Origin of the sequence: Limosilactobacillus avistercoris, assembly GCF_014836425.1 — a bacterium.
Lineage (GTDB): Bacteria > Bacillota > Bacilli > Lactobacillales > Lactobacillaceae > Limosilactobacillus > Limosilactobacillus agrestimuris.
The window spans coordinates 61,776-78,054 of the sequence record NZ_JACSQW010000005.1 but is presented as its reverse complement, the minus strand read 5'-3'; the positions used below and the strand labels follow the sequence as shown (position 1 = coordinate 78,054).

Here is a 16,279-nt window from a genome sequence, read left to right as displayed (position 1 = left end):
ATTCTTAAGTTACATTATAGATGAATAATTTTAATACGTATTTTTCCTACCGTGTTAATGTTGCCTTCTACAAAAAATGCCTTGGATTGACGGGGTTCCTTTTTCTTTATAAATTAAATATAATATAATGATAATAAGTATTAATTTTAAGGAGCCCTTACTTTGCAAGAATATCAATTAATCGCTACCGCAGCTTCTGGAATTGAGGCACTTGTCGGTAAAGAGCTAAGGAATCTTGGTTACGAAACTCGGGTAGAAAATGGTCGCGTTCGGTTCACTGGAACAATGAAGGACGTTCTGACAGCTAATTTGTGGTTACGAACTGCTGATCGGGTAAAAATTATCGTTGGTGAGTTTGAAGCTAAGACATTTGAAGAACTTTTTGATCGGACTGAAGCTTTACCGTGGGAAAGTCTACTTCCTGTTGATGCTAAAATTCCGGTAGAAGGAAAAAGTCATCATTCGCAATTGCATAATGTCCCATCTGTACAAGCAATTGTTAAAAAGGCAATTGTCCGAAAGTTAAGTGATGTTTACCATCGTCGGACAAGATTACCCGAAACAGGAGCTTTATACCCACTCGAAGTGGCAATTAATAAGGATCACGTCCTTTTAACACTTGATACAACTGGAGATAGCTTATTTAAGCGAGGATACAGAAAAGCAAAGGGTGGGGCACCATTAAAGGAAAATATGGCCGCTGCACTAGTAATGCTGGCTCACTGGTTCCCAGATAACCCGTTTGTTGATCCGGTTTGTGGTTCAGGAACAATTCCAATCGAAGCTGCCTTGTATGGTCATAATATTGCCCCAGGAATTAACCGGAGCTTTGTTTGTGAGCAATGGACTAACCTTGTTCCTGATGGCTTATCTGATGAAGTCCGTGATGAGGCTGATAGTAAGGCAGATTATGATGTTGAGCTGGATATTCATGGCTATGATATTGACCAGAATATGATTGATATTGCCCAAGAAAACTGTCGTGCTGCAGGACTGACCCATGATATTACTTTTAAGCAGTTAGCGGTTAAAGACTGGCACACTGATAAGATTAATGGTGTCATCGTTGCTAATCCGCCTTATGGTGAGCGACTAAGTGATAAGGAAACTGTTCACGAACTTTATCGGCAGATGGGACAGATTTACCGACCAATGACTACTTGGAGTAAGTACATTCTGACAGCTGACATGGAATTTGAAAAATACTATGGTGCATCTGCCACAAAAAGACGAAAACTATATAATGGTGCATTAAGAACTGATCTTTTCCAATATTGGGGTAAGAAAAAGCGCTAGTAGAATTTCTTTTGTAAAGGAGAATTTATAATCATGGAGAAGAACTTACAAGATATTATCATATCTTCAAAGAAAATCATGGTTAGTTCATTAAAACAATTGTTAGAACTAAAAAAGCAACCTCATCCGAATGAAGATCTGGTTAAGGTTGTTCAGGGAAATTATAATACCGCAAAGAAAACAGTAGAGATAGTAAGTGGACTTATGGAACAGACAGGTTCCGTTACACTTGAAGAAAGTATAAATGTGGTAAAAGAAGAAAATGCCTCTCAAGCTGAAGCTGCCATAGCACCAGCTTCTCAACAAAATAAACAGATGACTCGTGAACAGTATCGTCAAAGTCATGAGTCATAATTGTTTTTATTAATAATTAATGAAATATAAAAAGAAGGACATAACCGTAGTAGTTATGTCCTTCTTTACTAAGAACTGTAAAAATTACTGGATCCTAGAACTCTTTATAACAATTATATTATAAAGCTTAGTGAGCACTAATGTAAACCCCTAACTTTAATTTTTTCATAATTATTCGTTAAAAATTTGGCTTGTCTAACTGGTGAACAAAATTTAAGTAAGTCGTTTGTTCACCGGTCTCTTCAACAGTGGTATTTTTATCAGTAACGTTTGCATTATGCAAAGCATCCTCACTTACTTCAATTTTATGCGTGAAGGTTGCATTACCGATTAATTCAATCCAGTAGCGATGGTTTTCGTGGTGGAGGATCGTTCTTACCATCCCGCCAGGATTGAAGACGGTAATTGGTTGGTTAAAGCCAGCCTTATCAGGATGGATCAATGCAAAAGCTAAAGAAGTGGCTGACATTCCGGTCCCACAGGCATTGGTAAAACCAACGCCACGTTCAAACGTCTTTACGAAGATCTGATTATGGCCCAAAATATGAGCAAAATTAACGTTGACCCCGTCCGCAAAGTATGGATTCTCACCATTCAGCCATTCGCCAAGTGGGCCGAGTTCCTCAAACCCTTCTTCATCAACAAAAGAAATCAAGTGGGGATTGGGAACAGCAATTCCAGAAAAACGGAATCCTGGAAGCAGTTCAGGTACTGGAGTATCTAGCAGTCGGTCATGGCCAAGATGATCGTAGGGAAGGGCTTCCTTATTAAACCGGACTGGTGAGATTTCAACGGCAAAGGCAGGAACATTAGAAGCAAGGTCAGGTTGTTGGCGAACTTGGAGGCTGGCGTTCATCGTGTCTACCTTAAATGAGGTAAGTCCATCACGTTCTGCCACGTAGCGGGCAACTGTTCGCAAACCATTACCACACATGGATGCTTCACTTCCATCAGCGTTAATTACTCGCATTTGAGCAGTTGCACCTTCACGAACAGGCTTATTTACCACGAGAACACCATCAGCACCGCCGAGAAGACCATTTCCTTTGCTTGTCATTTGCTGGGCGAGAGCAATTAATTCGTCATCATTTAATTTTTGATTAAGCTTTGTCTGGTCCAAAATAAAGAAGCAATTTTGTGAACCATGGACTTTTAGTAATTCAACCATAATTAATTCCTCCTAGTTAGCAAAGAAGCGGTGGTAGATTGCGCGAACTGCTGCATCTGCATCTTGGTTATAGGTCCCGATCATAATCGCGATTCTTGATGCCCCTTGATTAATCATTGGGACAGCAATATGTTCTTCAGCCAGTGGGTTCAAAATATCATTGATTACCCCAGTTCGGTTGCGCATTCCTTCCCCAACCACCATTGTAATGGCGTAATTATCAATCCATTCTAATCGGTCAGGGTTAATTTCTTCTTGAATTTCATTACAGATAATATCGACAAGTTCGTCATCCAGTTCCTTTTTATCAAAAATGACCGTGATATCGTCAATCCCTGATGGCATGTGTTCATAGGAAACATTATGACGGGCAAGAATTTGTAAAATCCGTAAGGTAAATCCAGCTTCCTTGTTAAGTAAGTACTTATGTAGGTAGAGTGCGGCAAAGTGCTTACCACTGACAACCCCGGTAATGATATCAGTTGGTTGGAAAGAGTGGTCAGGGACGATTAGTGTTCCTGGCTTTTCTGGATCATTAGTATTTTTGACATTAATTGGGATATTTCCTTGGATTGCGGGAATTAGAGCCTCATCGTGGAAAACCGAGAAACCTGCATAGGAGAGTTCACGCATTTCACGATAAGTCATTTTAGCGATTGGCTGTGGGTGATCAACCACATTTGGGTTAGCCGAATAGATCGCGTCAACATCAGTAAAGTTTTCATACATTCCGGCATGAAGACCCCGGGCGAGGATAGCTCCAGTGATATCAGAACCTCCCCGAGAGAAAGTGGCAATATGACCAGCTAGGGTAATCCCATAAAAGCCGGGGAAAACAATGATTTCATGGTTACTAAACGAGAAATTTGCCAAGCGGGCATACGTTTCCGGGATCACAGTAGCGTTATTTGGTGTCCCGGCAACCTTTAAGCCAACTTCTTCTGGGGTAGCAAAACGTGCCGTATAGCCTAAGTGATTAAGGACCAGCGACATTAGTTCAGCGTTTAATCGTTCCCCATGAGCTTTGAATGCAGCCATTAAGTAATTATTATTTGGATAATCCCCACTTGGTAACTTAGCCAGGCGATCTGCTAATGGCTGTAATTGTTGACTCGGTAAGTTAAAGTATTCAGCAATTGCTTGGTACCGTACCAAAATCTCCTTACGAATAACCATTGCTTCTTGTTCTTCATTTTTAATAATCGCATTTGCATATTTAATTAGGAGATCAGTAACCTTGATGTCATCAGAATTCCGCTTTCCGGGGGCTGAAGTAACAACTACCCGCCGCTCTGGATCACTAGTAATAATTTTAATCGCATGTTCATAGCTAGGGCCATCAGCTAAAGAGCTTCCCCCAAACTTAACAACCTTCATCTTCAATTCTCCTTTATGCATGAGAAGCTCATGCAAAGTTTTTAATCGAATTTTAACATTGATTGATAAATATGCAAGAAAAATCTTAGAGTGCGAGCACATTTTGACTATGTTGCATTAGTACTACTAGCTCTAGCAAGCTCCTGGTGAGCATATTTTGACTATGTTACCTAGAAAAACAAGCTTTGATGAAGATTAGGGCAAGCATATTTTAACTATGTAGCTGAAATAAGAGATCAAAAAAGACCAGGTTAACTTCCTGGCCTTTTTTTAGATATAGCTATAACGTGCTCATCGTGACCGCAAATTCTTTACTGAGTCACACTCTACTTCATATTCGTTATCAAGAAGAACGCAATGAAGATGACGAAGAGGGCGTACATCATTGGTGAAACGTCTTTATGGTGCTTGGAGGCAATCATGGTAATTGGGTAAGCAATCATCCCAAGAGCCAAACCATCGGAAATGGAGTAGGTTAACGGCATTCCGACAACAACGAGGAATGCAGGAAGAGCAATTTCAAAGCGATCCCAGTTGATGTATTTCAGGTTATTTGCCATTAAGACTCCGACGATGATTAGAGCTGGAGCAGTGACAGTTGTTGGGATAACGGCTAGTAATGGGCTGAAAATCATTGAAATCAAGAATAGGATTCCAACGAAAACAGCGGTTAACCCAGTCCGACCACCCATGGCGATTCCGGCACTTGATTCAACGGAAGTACCAAGTGGGGCAGTCCCGCAGATTGCCCCTTCAACCATGGCAAGAGAGTCAGATAAGAAGGCTTTACCGATCCGAGGAATTTTACCGTTCTTATCAACCATTCCTGCTTGTTGGGTCATACCGATTAATGTCCCCGCGGTATCGAAGAAGGTTACCAAGAGGAAGGTCAAAACAACCATGAATAATTGTGGGGTATTAATGTCCTTCAAGTGGAAGATGGAATGACCAAATGTTGGGGCCATACTTGGTGCAGTAGAGATAATACCATGTGGTAAAGGAATTTGACCAATGCACATCCCGAAGATGGCGGTAATGATCATCCCAATAAAGATGGAACCAGGAACTCGAGCAGCCATTAAGATAATAGTTAAAATTAAGCCGAAAAGAGTCAACCAAACATCTGGATTACCAAATGAACCGAGTCCAACTAGAGATGATGAATTGTTCACGATCAGCTTACCGTTTTGCAAACCAATGAAAGCAATGAATAATCCAATCCCTGCAGAAATGGCATATTTAATGTCTTTTGGAATGGCGTCAACAACTTTTTCCCGTAATTTAAGAACAGTAATTAAAATGAACAGGAAAGAAGCAACCAGGACACTCGCCAAAGCAGTTTGCCAGTTAATGTGCATCCCAATAACAACATTGTAGGCGAAGAAAGCAGCACTCCCAAGGGTCGGTGCTAAGGCAATCGGATAGTTAGCGATTAGTCCCATTAAGAAACAACCAATTGCGGTAGCGACTGCGGTAACTGTAAAGGCAGCACCCTTATTAATTCCCGCAGCGTGCAAAATATTTGGGTTAACAAATAAAATGTATGACAGACTCACAAATGTCGTTAAGGCAGCGATTAATTCGCTCTTAACAGTTGTATGAGCCTCATTTAAATGAAAGATCCGGTCTAACACTATCAATTCTCCTCTTCTTAAAGTAAATTTAAAAGCTTATTCCTACTAGAATATCACAGAAATTTGTTTGATGATTGACTTTCTTGAAATTTGACTAAATATAAGAAGAGATTCACTGATAAGTGAGAATGAATTAGATCAATATGAGAAAAATTAAGAATTATGTTGACATTCTAATCTAAGACTCCTATTATATTTATAAATCGAAGAGGCGCAGCCAACACTAGTAGTTAACCTTAGTCTGCCAAGCAATGAGGGTTATTGAACAGGGCGGCTGCCGAAGCGTCTAACTTGGCAAAGTTAGGTAGCTGGGGCGTAGCTGAATAAGTTGCGGACTGTCGTGGGACAATATCAGCCCACGTTGCGCTATCGACAAAACGGATAAAATGCATCCACTGTTTGTCTTTGCGCAGACAGTGGATTTTTTATCACCTTGATTTTCCCCGAATGAGTAATGGAGGAATTGTTATGAACCAACAAATTACTGCTCAACAGTTAAACGATGCTGGTCATCTAATGATTGGTGGCTGTGATTCAATTGAGTTAGCTCATGAATACGGGACACCCTTAGTGGTTTATGATGTCTCACAAATTAGGAACCAGATTCGTAGTTTTCGTAAGGTATTTGAAGAAAATAGTGTTGACTATGCCGTTAGTTACGCAAGTAAGGCATTTGCAGCAATTGCAATGTACCAAGTAGCCGCTGCCGAGCAAGCTCACGTTGACGTTGTTTCCGCTGGTGAGCTCTATACGGCAATTAAGGCTGACTTCCCGATGGAACGAGTTAGCTTCCACGGGAATAATAAGTCTCAAGAAGAGCTTGAAATGGCAATCGACCACCATGTCGGGACAATTATGATTGATAACTTCCATGAAATTGACCTTTTGGCTGACGTCTTAGAAGCAAAGGACACGACTGTTGACGTCATGTTGCGGATAACACCAGGGATTTCGGCACATACTAATAAGTATATTCAAACTGGCCAAGTAGATAGTAAGTTTGGCTTTGACTTACAATCTGGCCAAGCTGATGAAGCACTACAAAAGGTTCTAGCTAATCCGCGGATGAAGATGCGCGGCCTTCATGCTCATATTGGTTCACAGATTTTTGAACTAGCCGGGTTTGAAGGGGTTGCTAAAAAGCTTGTTGAAGTAGCAACCCATTGGCGTGATCAATTTAGTTACGAAGCAGAAGTAATTAATGTTGGTGGCGGTTTTGGAATCCGTTATGTATCTTCCGACCACCCATTAAGACCCGAAGAATTCGTCGATGCGATTATCAAGGCAATTAAAAGTGAAACGAGTGCTAACGGATTGTCAATGCCTGAAATTTGGATTGAACCGGGACGCTCGATTGTTGGTCCCGCTGGTTATAACCTTTACACGGTTGGTTCACGGAAAGGCGTTCCTGGATTGAAGCCCTACGTTACGGTTGATGGGGGAATGGGAGATAACATTCGTCCAGCCCTTTATCAAGCTGAGTATGAAACGGTATTAGCAAGTAACCCGCAAGCTCCAATTAAAGAACATGTTCGCCTTGCCGGAAAATACTGTGAATCTGGTGATATTTTGGCCCAGGATCAAGGGTTACCAGAAACTAAGCCGGGGGATGTCCTTGCAATGCTAGATACCGGGGCTTACGGTTATTCAATGGCTTCAAATTATAACCGAAATCCGCGTCCGGCAGTAGTCTTTGCCGAAAATGGCAAGGCCCAACTAGTAATTGAACGCGAATCATTAGCTGATTTGATCCATTTGGACCGGTCATACGAACAATAAGACATAACAATAGTAGGAAGAAAGAGGTTGAAAAGATGGCTGAATTAGATGCACAAGCAATTATTAACTACATTGGTAACGCGCCAAAGAAGACTCCAGTTAAGGTTTACTTAAAGGGAGATTTGAGTCAAATTACCTTCCCCGAAGAAATTCAATCATTTGTTGATGACCATACTGGGGTAATCTTTGGTGACTGGAAGGTTGTCGAACCACTCTTAAAGGAAAACCAGGCCGTAATTGAAGACTACCATATTGAAAATGACTCTCGGAATTCAGCAGTGCCATTGCTTGATCTTAAAGGGATTAATGCCCGGATTGAACCTGGTGCAATCATTCGTGACAAGGTCTTAATTGGTAACAATGCTGTTGTAATGATGGGGGCTACGATTAACATTGGTGCTGAAATTGGTGATGACACAATGATTGATATGGGTGCTATCCTTGGCGGTCGAGCAATCGTCGGTAAGCATTGCCACATTGGTGCCGGCACTGTTTTAGCAGGGGTGGTGGAACCGGCTTCTGCCCAGCCGGTCCGGATTGACGATAATGTTTTGATTGGTGCTAATGCCGTCGTTATTGAAGGAGTGCATGTCGGTGAAGGGGCTGTTGTTGCGGCCGGAGCAATTGTTACTCATGATGTTGAACCACACACCATGGTTGCCGGTGTTCCCGCTAAGTTTGTCAAGAAGGTTGACGAAAAGACCGAAAGTAAGACCGGCCTAGAAGATGACTTGCGGAAACTATAGGAGCTGAGGAAATGTTAAGTGAAAGTGATTTAATAACAATTCGGCGCCACCTTCACCAGATCCCGGAATTAGCCCTCCAGGAAACGGAAACTCACCAATTTTTGCTTGAAACGGTCAAGAAGATGGATCAACAATTCCTGGAAATTCGGAACCCAGAAGAGTTACCGACTGCAATGATGGTGTTGGTTCACGGTTTTGATCCTCAACGGACGATCGGTTACCGGACTGACATTGATGCCTTACCGGTTGAAGAACAGACAGGACTGCCATATTCTTCGAAACATCCCGGAGTTATGCATGCTTGTGGTCACGACATCCACATGACAGTCGCACTAGGAGTCCTTTCCTACTTTAGTGAACACCAGCCAAAGGATAATCTCATGTTTTTCTTCCAGCCTGCTGAAGAAAGTGAAAGTGGCGGTAAGCAATCCTACGAACTTGGCTTATTCCATGGTCGCTGGCGTCCTGATGAATTTTATGGGCTTCACGATAACCCTGATTTGCCGGCCGGAGCAATTGGGTGCCGAATGGGGACCCTCTTTGCAGGAACAACTGAAGTCAATATCGATTTAAATGGTAAGGGTGGTCACGCTGCCTACCCACAAGATGCCAGTGATACGGTGGTTGCCGCCGCAATGTTGATTAGTCAAATCCAGACCATCATTTCACGAAGTATTGATCCCATCCAAAGTGGTGTTATTACCTTAGGAAAGATTGATGGGGGAACGATCAGGAACGTAATTGCTGGTCATACCCGAATTGAAGGAACCATTCGCGGCTTGACCCAAAAAATGATTGAGACAATTGATCAACGCTTAAAGGATATTTGTGAGGGAATCGGTCGTAGCTACAACATGGATGTTCAACTAGAACTTAACCAGGGTGGTTATTGGCCAGTAGAAAATAATTCAAAATTAACCAAACGCTTTATTTCGTATATGCAATCAGCACAAAACGTTAACTTTGTAGAAACCGCACCAGCAATGACTGGGGAAGACTTTGGTTTCTTATTAGCTAAGTTCCCGGGAACAATGTTTTGGCTAGGAGTTGATGATGATTCCCAACTCCACTCAGCAACGTTAACCCCTAAGGAAGAAGCAATTCAACGAGGTGTTGATGCAATTACAGGATTCTTAGAATACCGGATGACAGAATAATGGAGGAAAAGAACATGACAGCTTTAGCAAATGCAGACTTATTAACAGCAATCGTAACGCCATTTAACAGTGACAACGAAATCGACTTTGGCGCCTTGGAGAAGTTGACCAACTCACTGATTGAACGGGGATGTAACGGTTTTGTAATTGGGGGAACAACTGGTGAAACGCCAGAATTGACCCATGATGAAAAAATCGCCCTCTATACCCGCTTTGGCGAAATTGTTGACGGCCGGGTACCGGTAATTGCCGGTACTGGAAGCAATAATCCCCAAGAAACGATTGCCCTGACTAATGAAGTTGGTCAGATTAACGGAATTGACTATGCCTTAGTCGTTGTTCCTCCATACAATAAGCCAAACCAACGAGGGATGTTGGCTCACTTCAAGACAGTTGCCGATAACGTTAATTTACCAATTATTATTTATAATATTCCTGGCCGAACTGGTTCAAAGATGGCACCAGAAACGGTTGTTGAACTTTCCCAACACCCAAATATTGCTGGGATTAAGCAATGTGCGCCATTAGACGAAATGGAATACATCATTGAACACAAGGCTGATGATTTCCTTGTCTTTACTGGTGAAGATGCCCAAGCATTAACTTCACGGGTACTAGGTGCTAACGGGGTTGTTTCTGTTGCTTCTCACATTTATGTTACAAAAATGCGGCATATGTTTGATGCCCTCTACCGTGGTGACTACAAGCTTGCTGGAAAACTTCAACGGTGGCTTACTCCACGGATGGCTGCTTGCTTCATGTTCCCATCCCCATCACCTGTTAAGGCTGTTTTAAATGCTCAAGGATTTAATGTTGGTGACTGCCGTTTACCAATCCTTTCCCTTAACAAGGAAGAGCAAACTCAACTCGAACAAGCCTTGGATCTTCCAGTAGATTCTCTAGGAAACAAAACTCTTCCTTTAGATTTATAAAATAGGGGGAATAAATAATGGCAAATGTATTAATTGCAGGTGCAACTGGAGCGATGGGTCAAAAGGCAGTCGACCTAGTTAATTCAATGGCCAACATGGAATTAACGGCAGTTTTAGCTCCTCATTTATCTCCGACTGACCGTGAACAATATCACTTAGGTAAAAACGTTCAAGTGTTTAATTCCTTAGCTGAAGTTGATCCTTCAGTAGCGGATATTTGGCTCGACTTTACCATCCCAAGTGCCGTTTACGATAATGTTAAATACGCTTTGGATAACGGGATGATGCCCGTTGTGGGAACAACCGGTTTGACCGATGAACAAGAAGCTGAATTGATTGAACTCAGTAAACAAAAACAGCTTGGTGGTTTAATTGCACCGAATTTTGGAATGTCTGCGGTGCTGTTGATGAAGTTTGCAAAGGAAGCAGCCAAGTACTTCCCTGATGTTGAAATCATTGAAATGCACCACGCTGATAAGAAAGACGCTCCGTCAGGGACTGCCCTTAGTACCGCTAAGTTAATCGATCAGGTTCGTGAACCACACGAGAGTAATCCTGAGGAAACTGAATCATTAGCTGGTGTTCGGGGTGGCGACTATCACGGGATCAAAATTCACTCGGTTCGTCTTCCTGGTTACATTGCTCATGAACAAGTTCTTTTTGGGGGCGCTGGTGAAGCGTTGACAATTCGCCAAGATTCCTTTGATCGGCAATCATTCATGAGCGGTGTTAAGGTTGCCTTAGAAAAGGTGAGTGAGCTGGATCACCTTGTTGTCGGTCTCGAAAAGATCCTATAGGAGGGATAAATATGCCAAAGTTAGATCAACGGCTTGAATCTGTTGTTAATCAACGGGTTGACGCCCTACCACCTGCCCAGATCCGGGCATTTGATGATGAAATTTCTGCAATTCCAGGAATTGTTAAGTTAACCCTGGGAGAACCCGATTTTAATGTTCCGGACCATGTAAAACAGGCCGCTATTCGGAGTATTCAGGATAATGATTCCCACTATTCACCAAGCCGGGGAACTTTGCCACTACGGGAAGCTATTAGCAAGTACTTAAGTGATACTCGTTCAGTTGACTATGATCCGGTAACCGAAGTGATTGTCACCGTTGGGGCAACCGAAGCAATTACCGCCACGACTTTTGCCTTGTTAAATCCGGGGGATGAGGTAATTATCCCAACGCCGATCTTTTCTCTGTACTTCCCAAGTGTCTCTCTTACTGGTGCAATACCTGTGAAGGTTGATACTTCAAATGATGGCTTCTTATTGACCGCTGACAGGCTCGAAAAGGTCTTAAAGCGGGAGGGAGATAAGGTTAAAGCAATTATCCTCAACTACCCGAACAACCCAACAGGACGGTCTTATTCTCATGATGAATTAACCGCACTAGCAAAGGTAATTAAGGAACACCACCTCTTAGCGATTGTCGATGAAATTTACAGCGAGTTAATTTACGATCAACCATTTACGTCGCTTGCAACCCTTCTTCCTGAGCAGACAGTTTTGATCAGTGGTTTATCAAAGTCTCATGCAATGACTGGCTGGCGCTTAGGTTATGTTGCCGCTCCTCAAGATGCAATTGATCAAATTTCAAAGATGCATTCATTTATGGTAACCGCACCGAATGATACTGCCCAAGCTGCTGCTTTGGAAGCATTGACAAACGGTCTTGAAGATCCAGTTGAATTTAAGCAACAATACCAGAAGCGTCGGGACCGGTTGGCCAGTGCGATGAAGGCGATGGGCTTTGAAATTGCCGTTCCGGATGGTGCCTTTTACATCTTTGCGAAGATCCCAGAAGCTTTCGGTAAGGATGATTTTAAGTTTGCCCGTGAGTTAGCCCACAAAGCAAAGGTCGGCGTAATTCCTGGACAGGCATTTGGTCCCGGTGGTGAAGGGCATATTCGGCTTTCATACGCTGCCTCAGATGAAGACATTGAAAAAGTGATTGATCGGCTTAGCTCCTTTATGGAACAGTTTAACTAGAGAGAAGATGGAATTGATTATGAAGGAAAAATTAAAGGTCGGGGTTATTGGGGCTACCGGAATGGTCGGTCAGCGTTACGTAACCCTGCTTGCTAATCACCCCTGGTTCGAAGTGGTCGCTGTTGCGGCAAGTAAGCACAGTGCAGGCAAAAAATATGGGGAATCAGTAAAAGACCGGTGGAAGATGGGGGATACACCAATTCCTGACGGGGTTAAGGACTTGACGATCCTTGATGCAGAAGATGTTGATACAATGGCTTCACAAGTTGATTTTATCTTTTCAGCAATTAACCTCGATAAGGCTGACACCCGGAAGCTGGAAGATGAGTACGCAAAACATGAAGTTCCAGTTGTTTCAAATAACAGTGCCCATCGTTGGACTCCAGATGTACCAATGGTAGTACCAGAAATCAACCCTGATCATATTGAAATTATTAAGGCACAACGGGAACGTTTAGGAACCCAACGCGGTTTTGTTGCGGTTAAGCCAAATTGCTCAATCCAAAGCTATACACCAGCGATTGCGGCTTGGCAAAAGTTTGAACCAACCCAAGTACTGGCATGTACTTATCAAGCAATTTCCGGTGCCGGTAAGACTCTTGAAACGGCTCCAGAAATTCAAAATAACGTGATTCCTTATATTCCTGGAGAAGAAGCAAAGTCAGAAGACGAACCGCTTAAAGTCTTTGGTCATATAGATCCGGAGAAGAAGGAGATTGTGAAGGCTCAATCACCAGTGATTACTAGTCAATGCTTGCGGGTTCCAGTTCTTTACGGACATACAGTGGCAACATTTGTTAACTTTAAGCAAAACCCAAGCAAGGAAGAGTTAATTGAGGCACTCGAAGAATATAGTGGTGTTCCACAAGAATTAAAGCTTCCAAGCGCACCACAGCAATTTATTCAATATTTAACTGAAGATGATCGTCCTCAAGTTCGTTACGACGTCAACTTTGAACACGGGATGGGAATTTCAATCGGTCGTCTTCGTCCAGACAAGATTTTTGATTGGAAGTTTGTTGGCCTTTCTCATAACACCGCCCGGGGTGCTGCCGGTGGTGCGATTGAACTAGCGGAATTATTAACCGCAAAGGGATATATTTCAGCTAAAGAAGATTAATTTCCGCGATTAGACTCTATAAGTTCGAAAACTCTTAGTAATAAGTTAAGGGTGATAAAAAACATTTTGTTTTTTATCACCCTTATTTATTTGATAGGATCAAAATTTATATTAAGCAATCGCTTTATTAAGAGCCTTAATAACCGCACCCTTTTCAGTTTGGATAAGGTTAACCTTTCCTTCAATTACCTTAATATCCATGGTAATTTCCCGCGTTAATCCAGGAGTATTAATCTTTGGTTCAAAGAATTGTTTGAATTCTGCTAGCCGTGCAGGAGTATGGAAGATATTGGCGGTAACGGTGATGTAGGTTGCAAATTCCATATCACCACCAACGGTCTTTTCAAGCCAGTCCCAGTCATTACGGATCCAATCCCAAGCGGCTTGTTGACCATCATTATTCGCAAGGATGTTCCGGTACCAGCCACGAAGATCCTGTGGCTTAATGGTATCGGCATTTTCAAATTCATTAATTAGCTCAGCAATTAATGAATGATCCGTTGTACTGGTAATTGCTCCGTTAAGGTCACTCTTATAACTAGCATCAGTTGTTTCACGATAATCTTCCAATAATTCTGCAAAGAGGTCTTTGCTTCCATAGTGTTTAACCTCATTCCGAATTACCAGTGGCCGAATATCGGCAGGTAGCTTCTCTAATTGTGCATGGTTCTTAGTAAAGATCTCGTGGGCTGCTTCGATTGCATCCTTGTTTTCAGCATAAAGGGCAGCACTCAAAACGATTGGCCGGGTCAATTGGTCATCATTTGATTCGCCAGCTTGTGGTTGCCAACCAAGCCGTTGAACCTGCTTGGCACTTAATTGACCAACAAATTGTTTGAGAGCCTTTTCTTCATCGCTATCTGGAGTAACAAATTGCTTTAACTTATTTACGATTGCATAAAGGGCAGTATTAACAATTTCAGAATGGCTATCAGCAAACCGTGGTAAGAGTGGAATGATCTCTGCATAGGACAGTTGTTGACCATCGGCTAAGAGACGGAAATCTTGGAGTAATTGACGCTGGTCGATGGCGTTAAGTTCATCAAGGTGGTCGAGAATATCATCCATCAAAGTTTGATCATACTTAACAATAAAGTGAGAATTATTGCCAACGTTGAGTCTAAATGGCTTACCATTTTCTTGCCGTAATTCTTGGTAATCGCCAAGGTTAATTGTTTGCTCCTTCATGATTTGTGGGGCAACTTTATAGTTAGCGTTTAGTGGAATTTGCCATAAGCGTCCTGCATCTTGACCATCGCCAATAAAGAATTGCTTTTGACTTAGCTGTAGTTGACCGTCAACAATTTTAGCTTCAACAACTGGATAACCAGGCTGTTCAAGCCATGATTGCATAATAGCACCGATGTCAAGTTGTGACGCCTTTCCAAGAGCTTCCCAAAGATCTGCCCCGGTAGCGTTATGGTATTTATGGGCTTCAAAGTAGTTCTTAAGTCCTTTACGTAGTGCATCGTCCCCGATCAGTGCCCGAACCATTACTAACATCCGTGCACCCTTAGCATAGACGATTGCTCCATCAAAGAGGGCATCGATTTCAGCAGGGTTGTTAACTTGGACATGAACGGATTGAACACCATCAGTAGCATCTCGTTGAAGGGCCATTGGAGCCTCGGAAGTTTGGAAGAGTTCCCAAATCTTCCATTCTGGGTGGATGGCATCTACCGCCACGTATTCCATCATGTTAGCAAAACTTTCATTCAACCATAAGTCGTCCCACCACTTCATTGTAACCAGATCACCAAACCATTGGTGAGCTAATTCGTGGGTGATTACAGTGGCAACCAGGCGTTTCATGTCTAGTGAAGTATTATCTGGATCAAGCAGGAGGTATGCTTCACGGTAGGTTACTAAGCCCCAGTTCTCCATTGCTCCGGCAGAGAAGTCAGGAAGTGCTAATTGCCATGAATGGGGAAGTGGGTATGGTGTTTGGTAGAACTTTTCGTAAAATTCAATTGCCTTTTTAGCAATTTCTAAGGCAAAATCAAGTTCTTTTGGTTGGTGAGCTTTTGTTGCAAAGACACCGACTTCAACGCCGCTTTCGGTTGTGGTCTTCTTGGATTGAAGTTCACCAAAAGCAAAGGCAACCAGGTAGGTTGACATCCGGACAGTTGGTTGGAAGTAGTGAACACCATCTGAAACATGATCCTCAGGCATGTTGGCGATGACGGTTTCACCAGGATGTTCATCGAATTTAACAGCAAGGCTAAAGGTAGCTTTTGCTTCAGGTTCATCAACGGACGGAAAGGCTTGGCGAGCAAAAGTTGTTTCGAACTGGGTCCCGATAATTTGTTTCTTTTCCCCATCTACCTTGTAGTATGACGGGTAAATTCCCATCATGGTATCAGTGAGGGGAGCTGAGTAATCAATTGTTAATGTAACTTCGCCAGCTTTTGGTAGGGTGATGTTAATTGTTTCTTCATCATTATCAACAGTGAACGGGACATCCTTTCCCCCGACTTTAACAGATGAAACAGTTAAAAACTTTTGATTAACACTAATTTGCTGTTCACTGGCGTTTCCTGTAATGGTTGTCTTACCAGTAATGGTCTTCTTTTCCCGGTTGATATCAAGAAAGATATCGTAATGAGAAGGTTGAAACTTTTCGTAAAGACGCTTTATTGTTGACATAAATTCACCAATCCTTTACTAAATTGTTTTAGCATATACTTTGATATTATAACCCAACTTTGCTTTTAGCTGAATTG

The 16,279-nt window shown here is 42.3% G+C and carries 13 protein-coding genes and 1 riboswitch; of the genes, 9 read left to right on the top strand and 4 right to left on the bottom strand.

The window, feature by feature from the left end; genetic code table 11:
* Positions 1–162: 162 nt before the first annotated feature.
* Positions 163–1,296, top strand: a complete 1,134-nt coding sequence (locus H9564_RS03110; protein WP_191684080.1) for a THUMP domain-containing class I SAM-dependent RNA methyltransferase — start codon at positions 163–165, stop codon at positions 1,294–1,296.
* A 33-nt stretch (positions 1,297–1,329) separates the two neighbouring features.
* The gene (locus H9564_RS03105; RefSeq protein WP_191684079.1) at positions 1,330–1,650 is read left to right on the top strand and encodes a hypothetical protein; all 321 of its coding nucleotides are present in this window, start codon (positions 1,330–1,332) and stop codon (positions 1,648–1,650) included.
* Positions 1,651–1,828: 178 nt separating this feature from the next.
* Here the strand turns inward: H9564_RS03105 and dapF are convergent, their stop codons facing one another.
* The 3 genes from dapF to H9564_RS03090 all read right to left on the bottom strand — a co-directional run bounded on the left by dapF (position 1,829) and on the right by H9564_RS03090 (position 5,829).
* Entirely contained in the window at positions 1,829–2,818 is a 990-nt protein-coding gene (dapF, locus tag H9564_RS03100; RefSeq protein WP_191684078.1) for a diaminopimelate epimerase, read from the bottom strand.
* A gap of 12 nt (positions 2,819–2,830) precedes the next feature.
* Positions 2,831–4,195, bottom strand: a complete 1,365-nt coding sequence (locus H9564_RS03095) for an aspartate kinase (protein ID WP_191684077.1) — start codon at positions 4,193–4,195, stop codon at positions 2,831–2,833.
* Positions 4,196–4,521: 326 nt separating this feature from the next.
* A complete protein-coding gene (locus tag H9564_RS03090; RefSeq protein WP_404804672.1) occupies positions 4,522–5,829 on the bottom strand; it encodes an NCS2 family permease in 1,308 nt (435 codons plus the stop codon).
* Positions 5,830–6,027: 198 nt separating this feature from the next.
* Positions 6,028–6,207: riboswitch (Lysine riboswitch) on the top strand.
* Between the two features lie 90 nt (positions 6,208–6,297).
* Between H9564_RS03090 and lysA the strand changes: the two genes are divergently transcribed.
* The 7 genes from lysA to asd are packed head-to-tail and all read left to right on the top strand — an operon-like array spanning position 6,298 to position 13,556.
* Complete coding sequence (gene lysA, locus H9564_RS03080; RefSeq protein WP_191684075.1) at positions 6,298–7,608, top strand: diaminopimelate decarboxylase; 1,311 nt, start codon at positions 6,298–6,300, stop codon at positions 7,606–7,608.
* 35 nt (positions 7,609–7,643) lie between these two features.
* On the top strand, positions 7,644–8,354 hold the full coding sequence (gene dapD / locus H9564_RS03075; RefSeq protein WP_191684074.1) for a 2,3,4,5-tetrahydropyridine-2,6-dicarboxylate N-acetyltransferase: 711 nt from the start codon (positions 7,644–7,646) through the stop codon (positions 8,352–8,354).
* An 11-nt stretch (positions 8,355–8,365) separates the two neighbouring features.
* Positions 8,366–9,511: an N-acetyldiaminopimelate deacetylase gene (locus H9564_RS03070; protein WP_191684073.1), complete on the top strand. Its 1,146-nt coding sequence runs from the start codon at positions 8,366–8,368 to the stop codon at positions 9,509–9,511.
* 14 nt (positions 9,512–9,525) lie between these two features.
* Positions 9,526–10,443 (top strand): 4-hydroxy-tetrahydrodipicolinate synthase, encoded by a 918-nt coding sequence (dapA, locus tag H9564_RS03065; protein ID WP_191684072.1) that lies wholly within the window; start codon positions 9,526–9,528, stop codon positions 10,441–10,443.
* A 17-nt stretch (positions 10,444–10,460) separates the two neighbouring features.
* The gene (gene dapB / locus H9564_RS03060) at positions 10,461–11,240 is read left to right on the top strand and encodes a 4-hydroxy-tetrahydrodipicolinate reductase (RefSeq protein WP_191684071.1); all 780 of its coding nucleotides are present in this window, start codon (positions 10,461–10,463) and stop codon (positions 11,238–11,240) included.
* A gap of 11 nt (positions 11,241–11,251) precedes the next feature.
* Positions 11,252–12,436 carry an aminotransferase class I/II-fold pyridoxal phosphate-dependent enzyme gene (locus tag H9564_RS03055; RefSeq protein ID WP_191684070.1) on the top strand — a complete coding sequence of 395 codons (1,185 nt, stop codon included), beginning with the start codon at positions 11,252–11,254 and terminating at the stop codon, positions 12,434–12,436.
* A 19-nt stretch (positions 12,437–12,455) separates the two neighbouring features.
* A complete protein-coding gene (gene asd, locus H9564_RS03050) occupies positions 12,456–13,556 on the top strand; it encodes an aspartate-semialdehyde dehydrogenase (protein ID WP_191684069.1) in 1,101 nt (366 codons plus the stop codon).
* A gap of 111 nt (positions 13,557–13,667) precedes the next feature.
* On the opposite strand, the gene H9564_RS03045 is transcribed toward asd, so the two are convergent.
* A complete protein-coding gene (locus H9564_RS03045) occupies positions 13,668–16,202 on the bottom strand; it encodes a M1 family metallopeptidase (protein WP_191684068.1) in 2,535 nt (844 codons plus the stop codon).
* Positions 16,203–16,279: the final 77 nt, after the last annotated feature.

Excerpts from the sequence above, each read along its gene's own strand:
- H9564_RS03105 (WP_191684079.1), top strand. The coding sequence starts at position 1,330 with ATGGAGAAGAACTTACAAGATATTATCATATCTTCAAAGAAAATCATG.
- dapF (WP_191684078.1), bottom strand. The coding sequence starts at position 2,818 with ATGGTTGAATTACTAAAAGTCCATGGTTCACAAAATTGCTTCTTTATT.
- H9564_RS03095 (WP_191684077.1), bottom strand. The coding sequence starts at position 4,195 with ATGAAGGTTGTTAAGTTTGGGGGAAGCTCTTTAGCTGATGGCCCTAGC.
- lysA (WP_191684075.1), top strand. The coding sequence starts at position 6,298 with ATGAACCAACAAATTACTGCTCAACAGTTAAACGATGCTGGTCATCTA.
- dapD (WP_191684074.1), top strand. The coding sequence starts at position 7,644 with ATGGCTGAATTAGATGCACAAGCAATTATTAACTACATTGGTAACGCG.
- H9564_RS03070 (WP_191684073.1), top strand. The coding sequence starts at position 8,366 with ATGTTAAGTGAAAGTGATTTAATAACAATTCGGCGCCACCTTCACCAG.
- dapA (WP_191684072.1), top strand. The coding sequence starts at position 9,526 with ATGACAGCTTTAGCAAATGCAGACTTATTAACAGCAATCGTAACGCCA.
- dapB (WP_191684071.1), top strand. The coding sequence starts at position 10,461 with ATGGCAAATGTATTAATTGCAGGTGCAACTGGAGCGATGGGTCAAAAG.
- H9564_RS03055 (WP_191684070.1), top strand. The coding sequence starts at position 11,252 with ATGCCAAAGTTAGATCAACGGCTTGAATCTGTTGTTAATCAACGGGTT.
- asd (WP_191684069.1), top strand. The coding sequence starts at position 12,456 with ATGAAGGAAAAATTAAAGGTCGGGGTTATTGGGGCTACCGGAATGGTC.
- H9564_RS03045 (WP_191684068.1), bottom strand. The coding sequence starts at position 16,202 with ATGTCAACAATAAAGCGTCTTTACGAAAAGTTTCAACCTTCTCATTAC.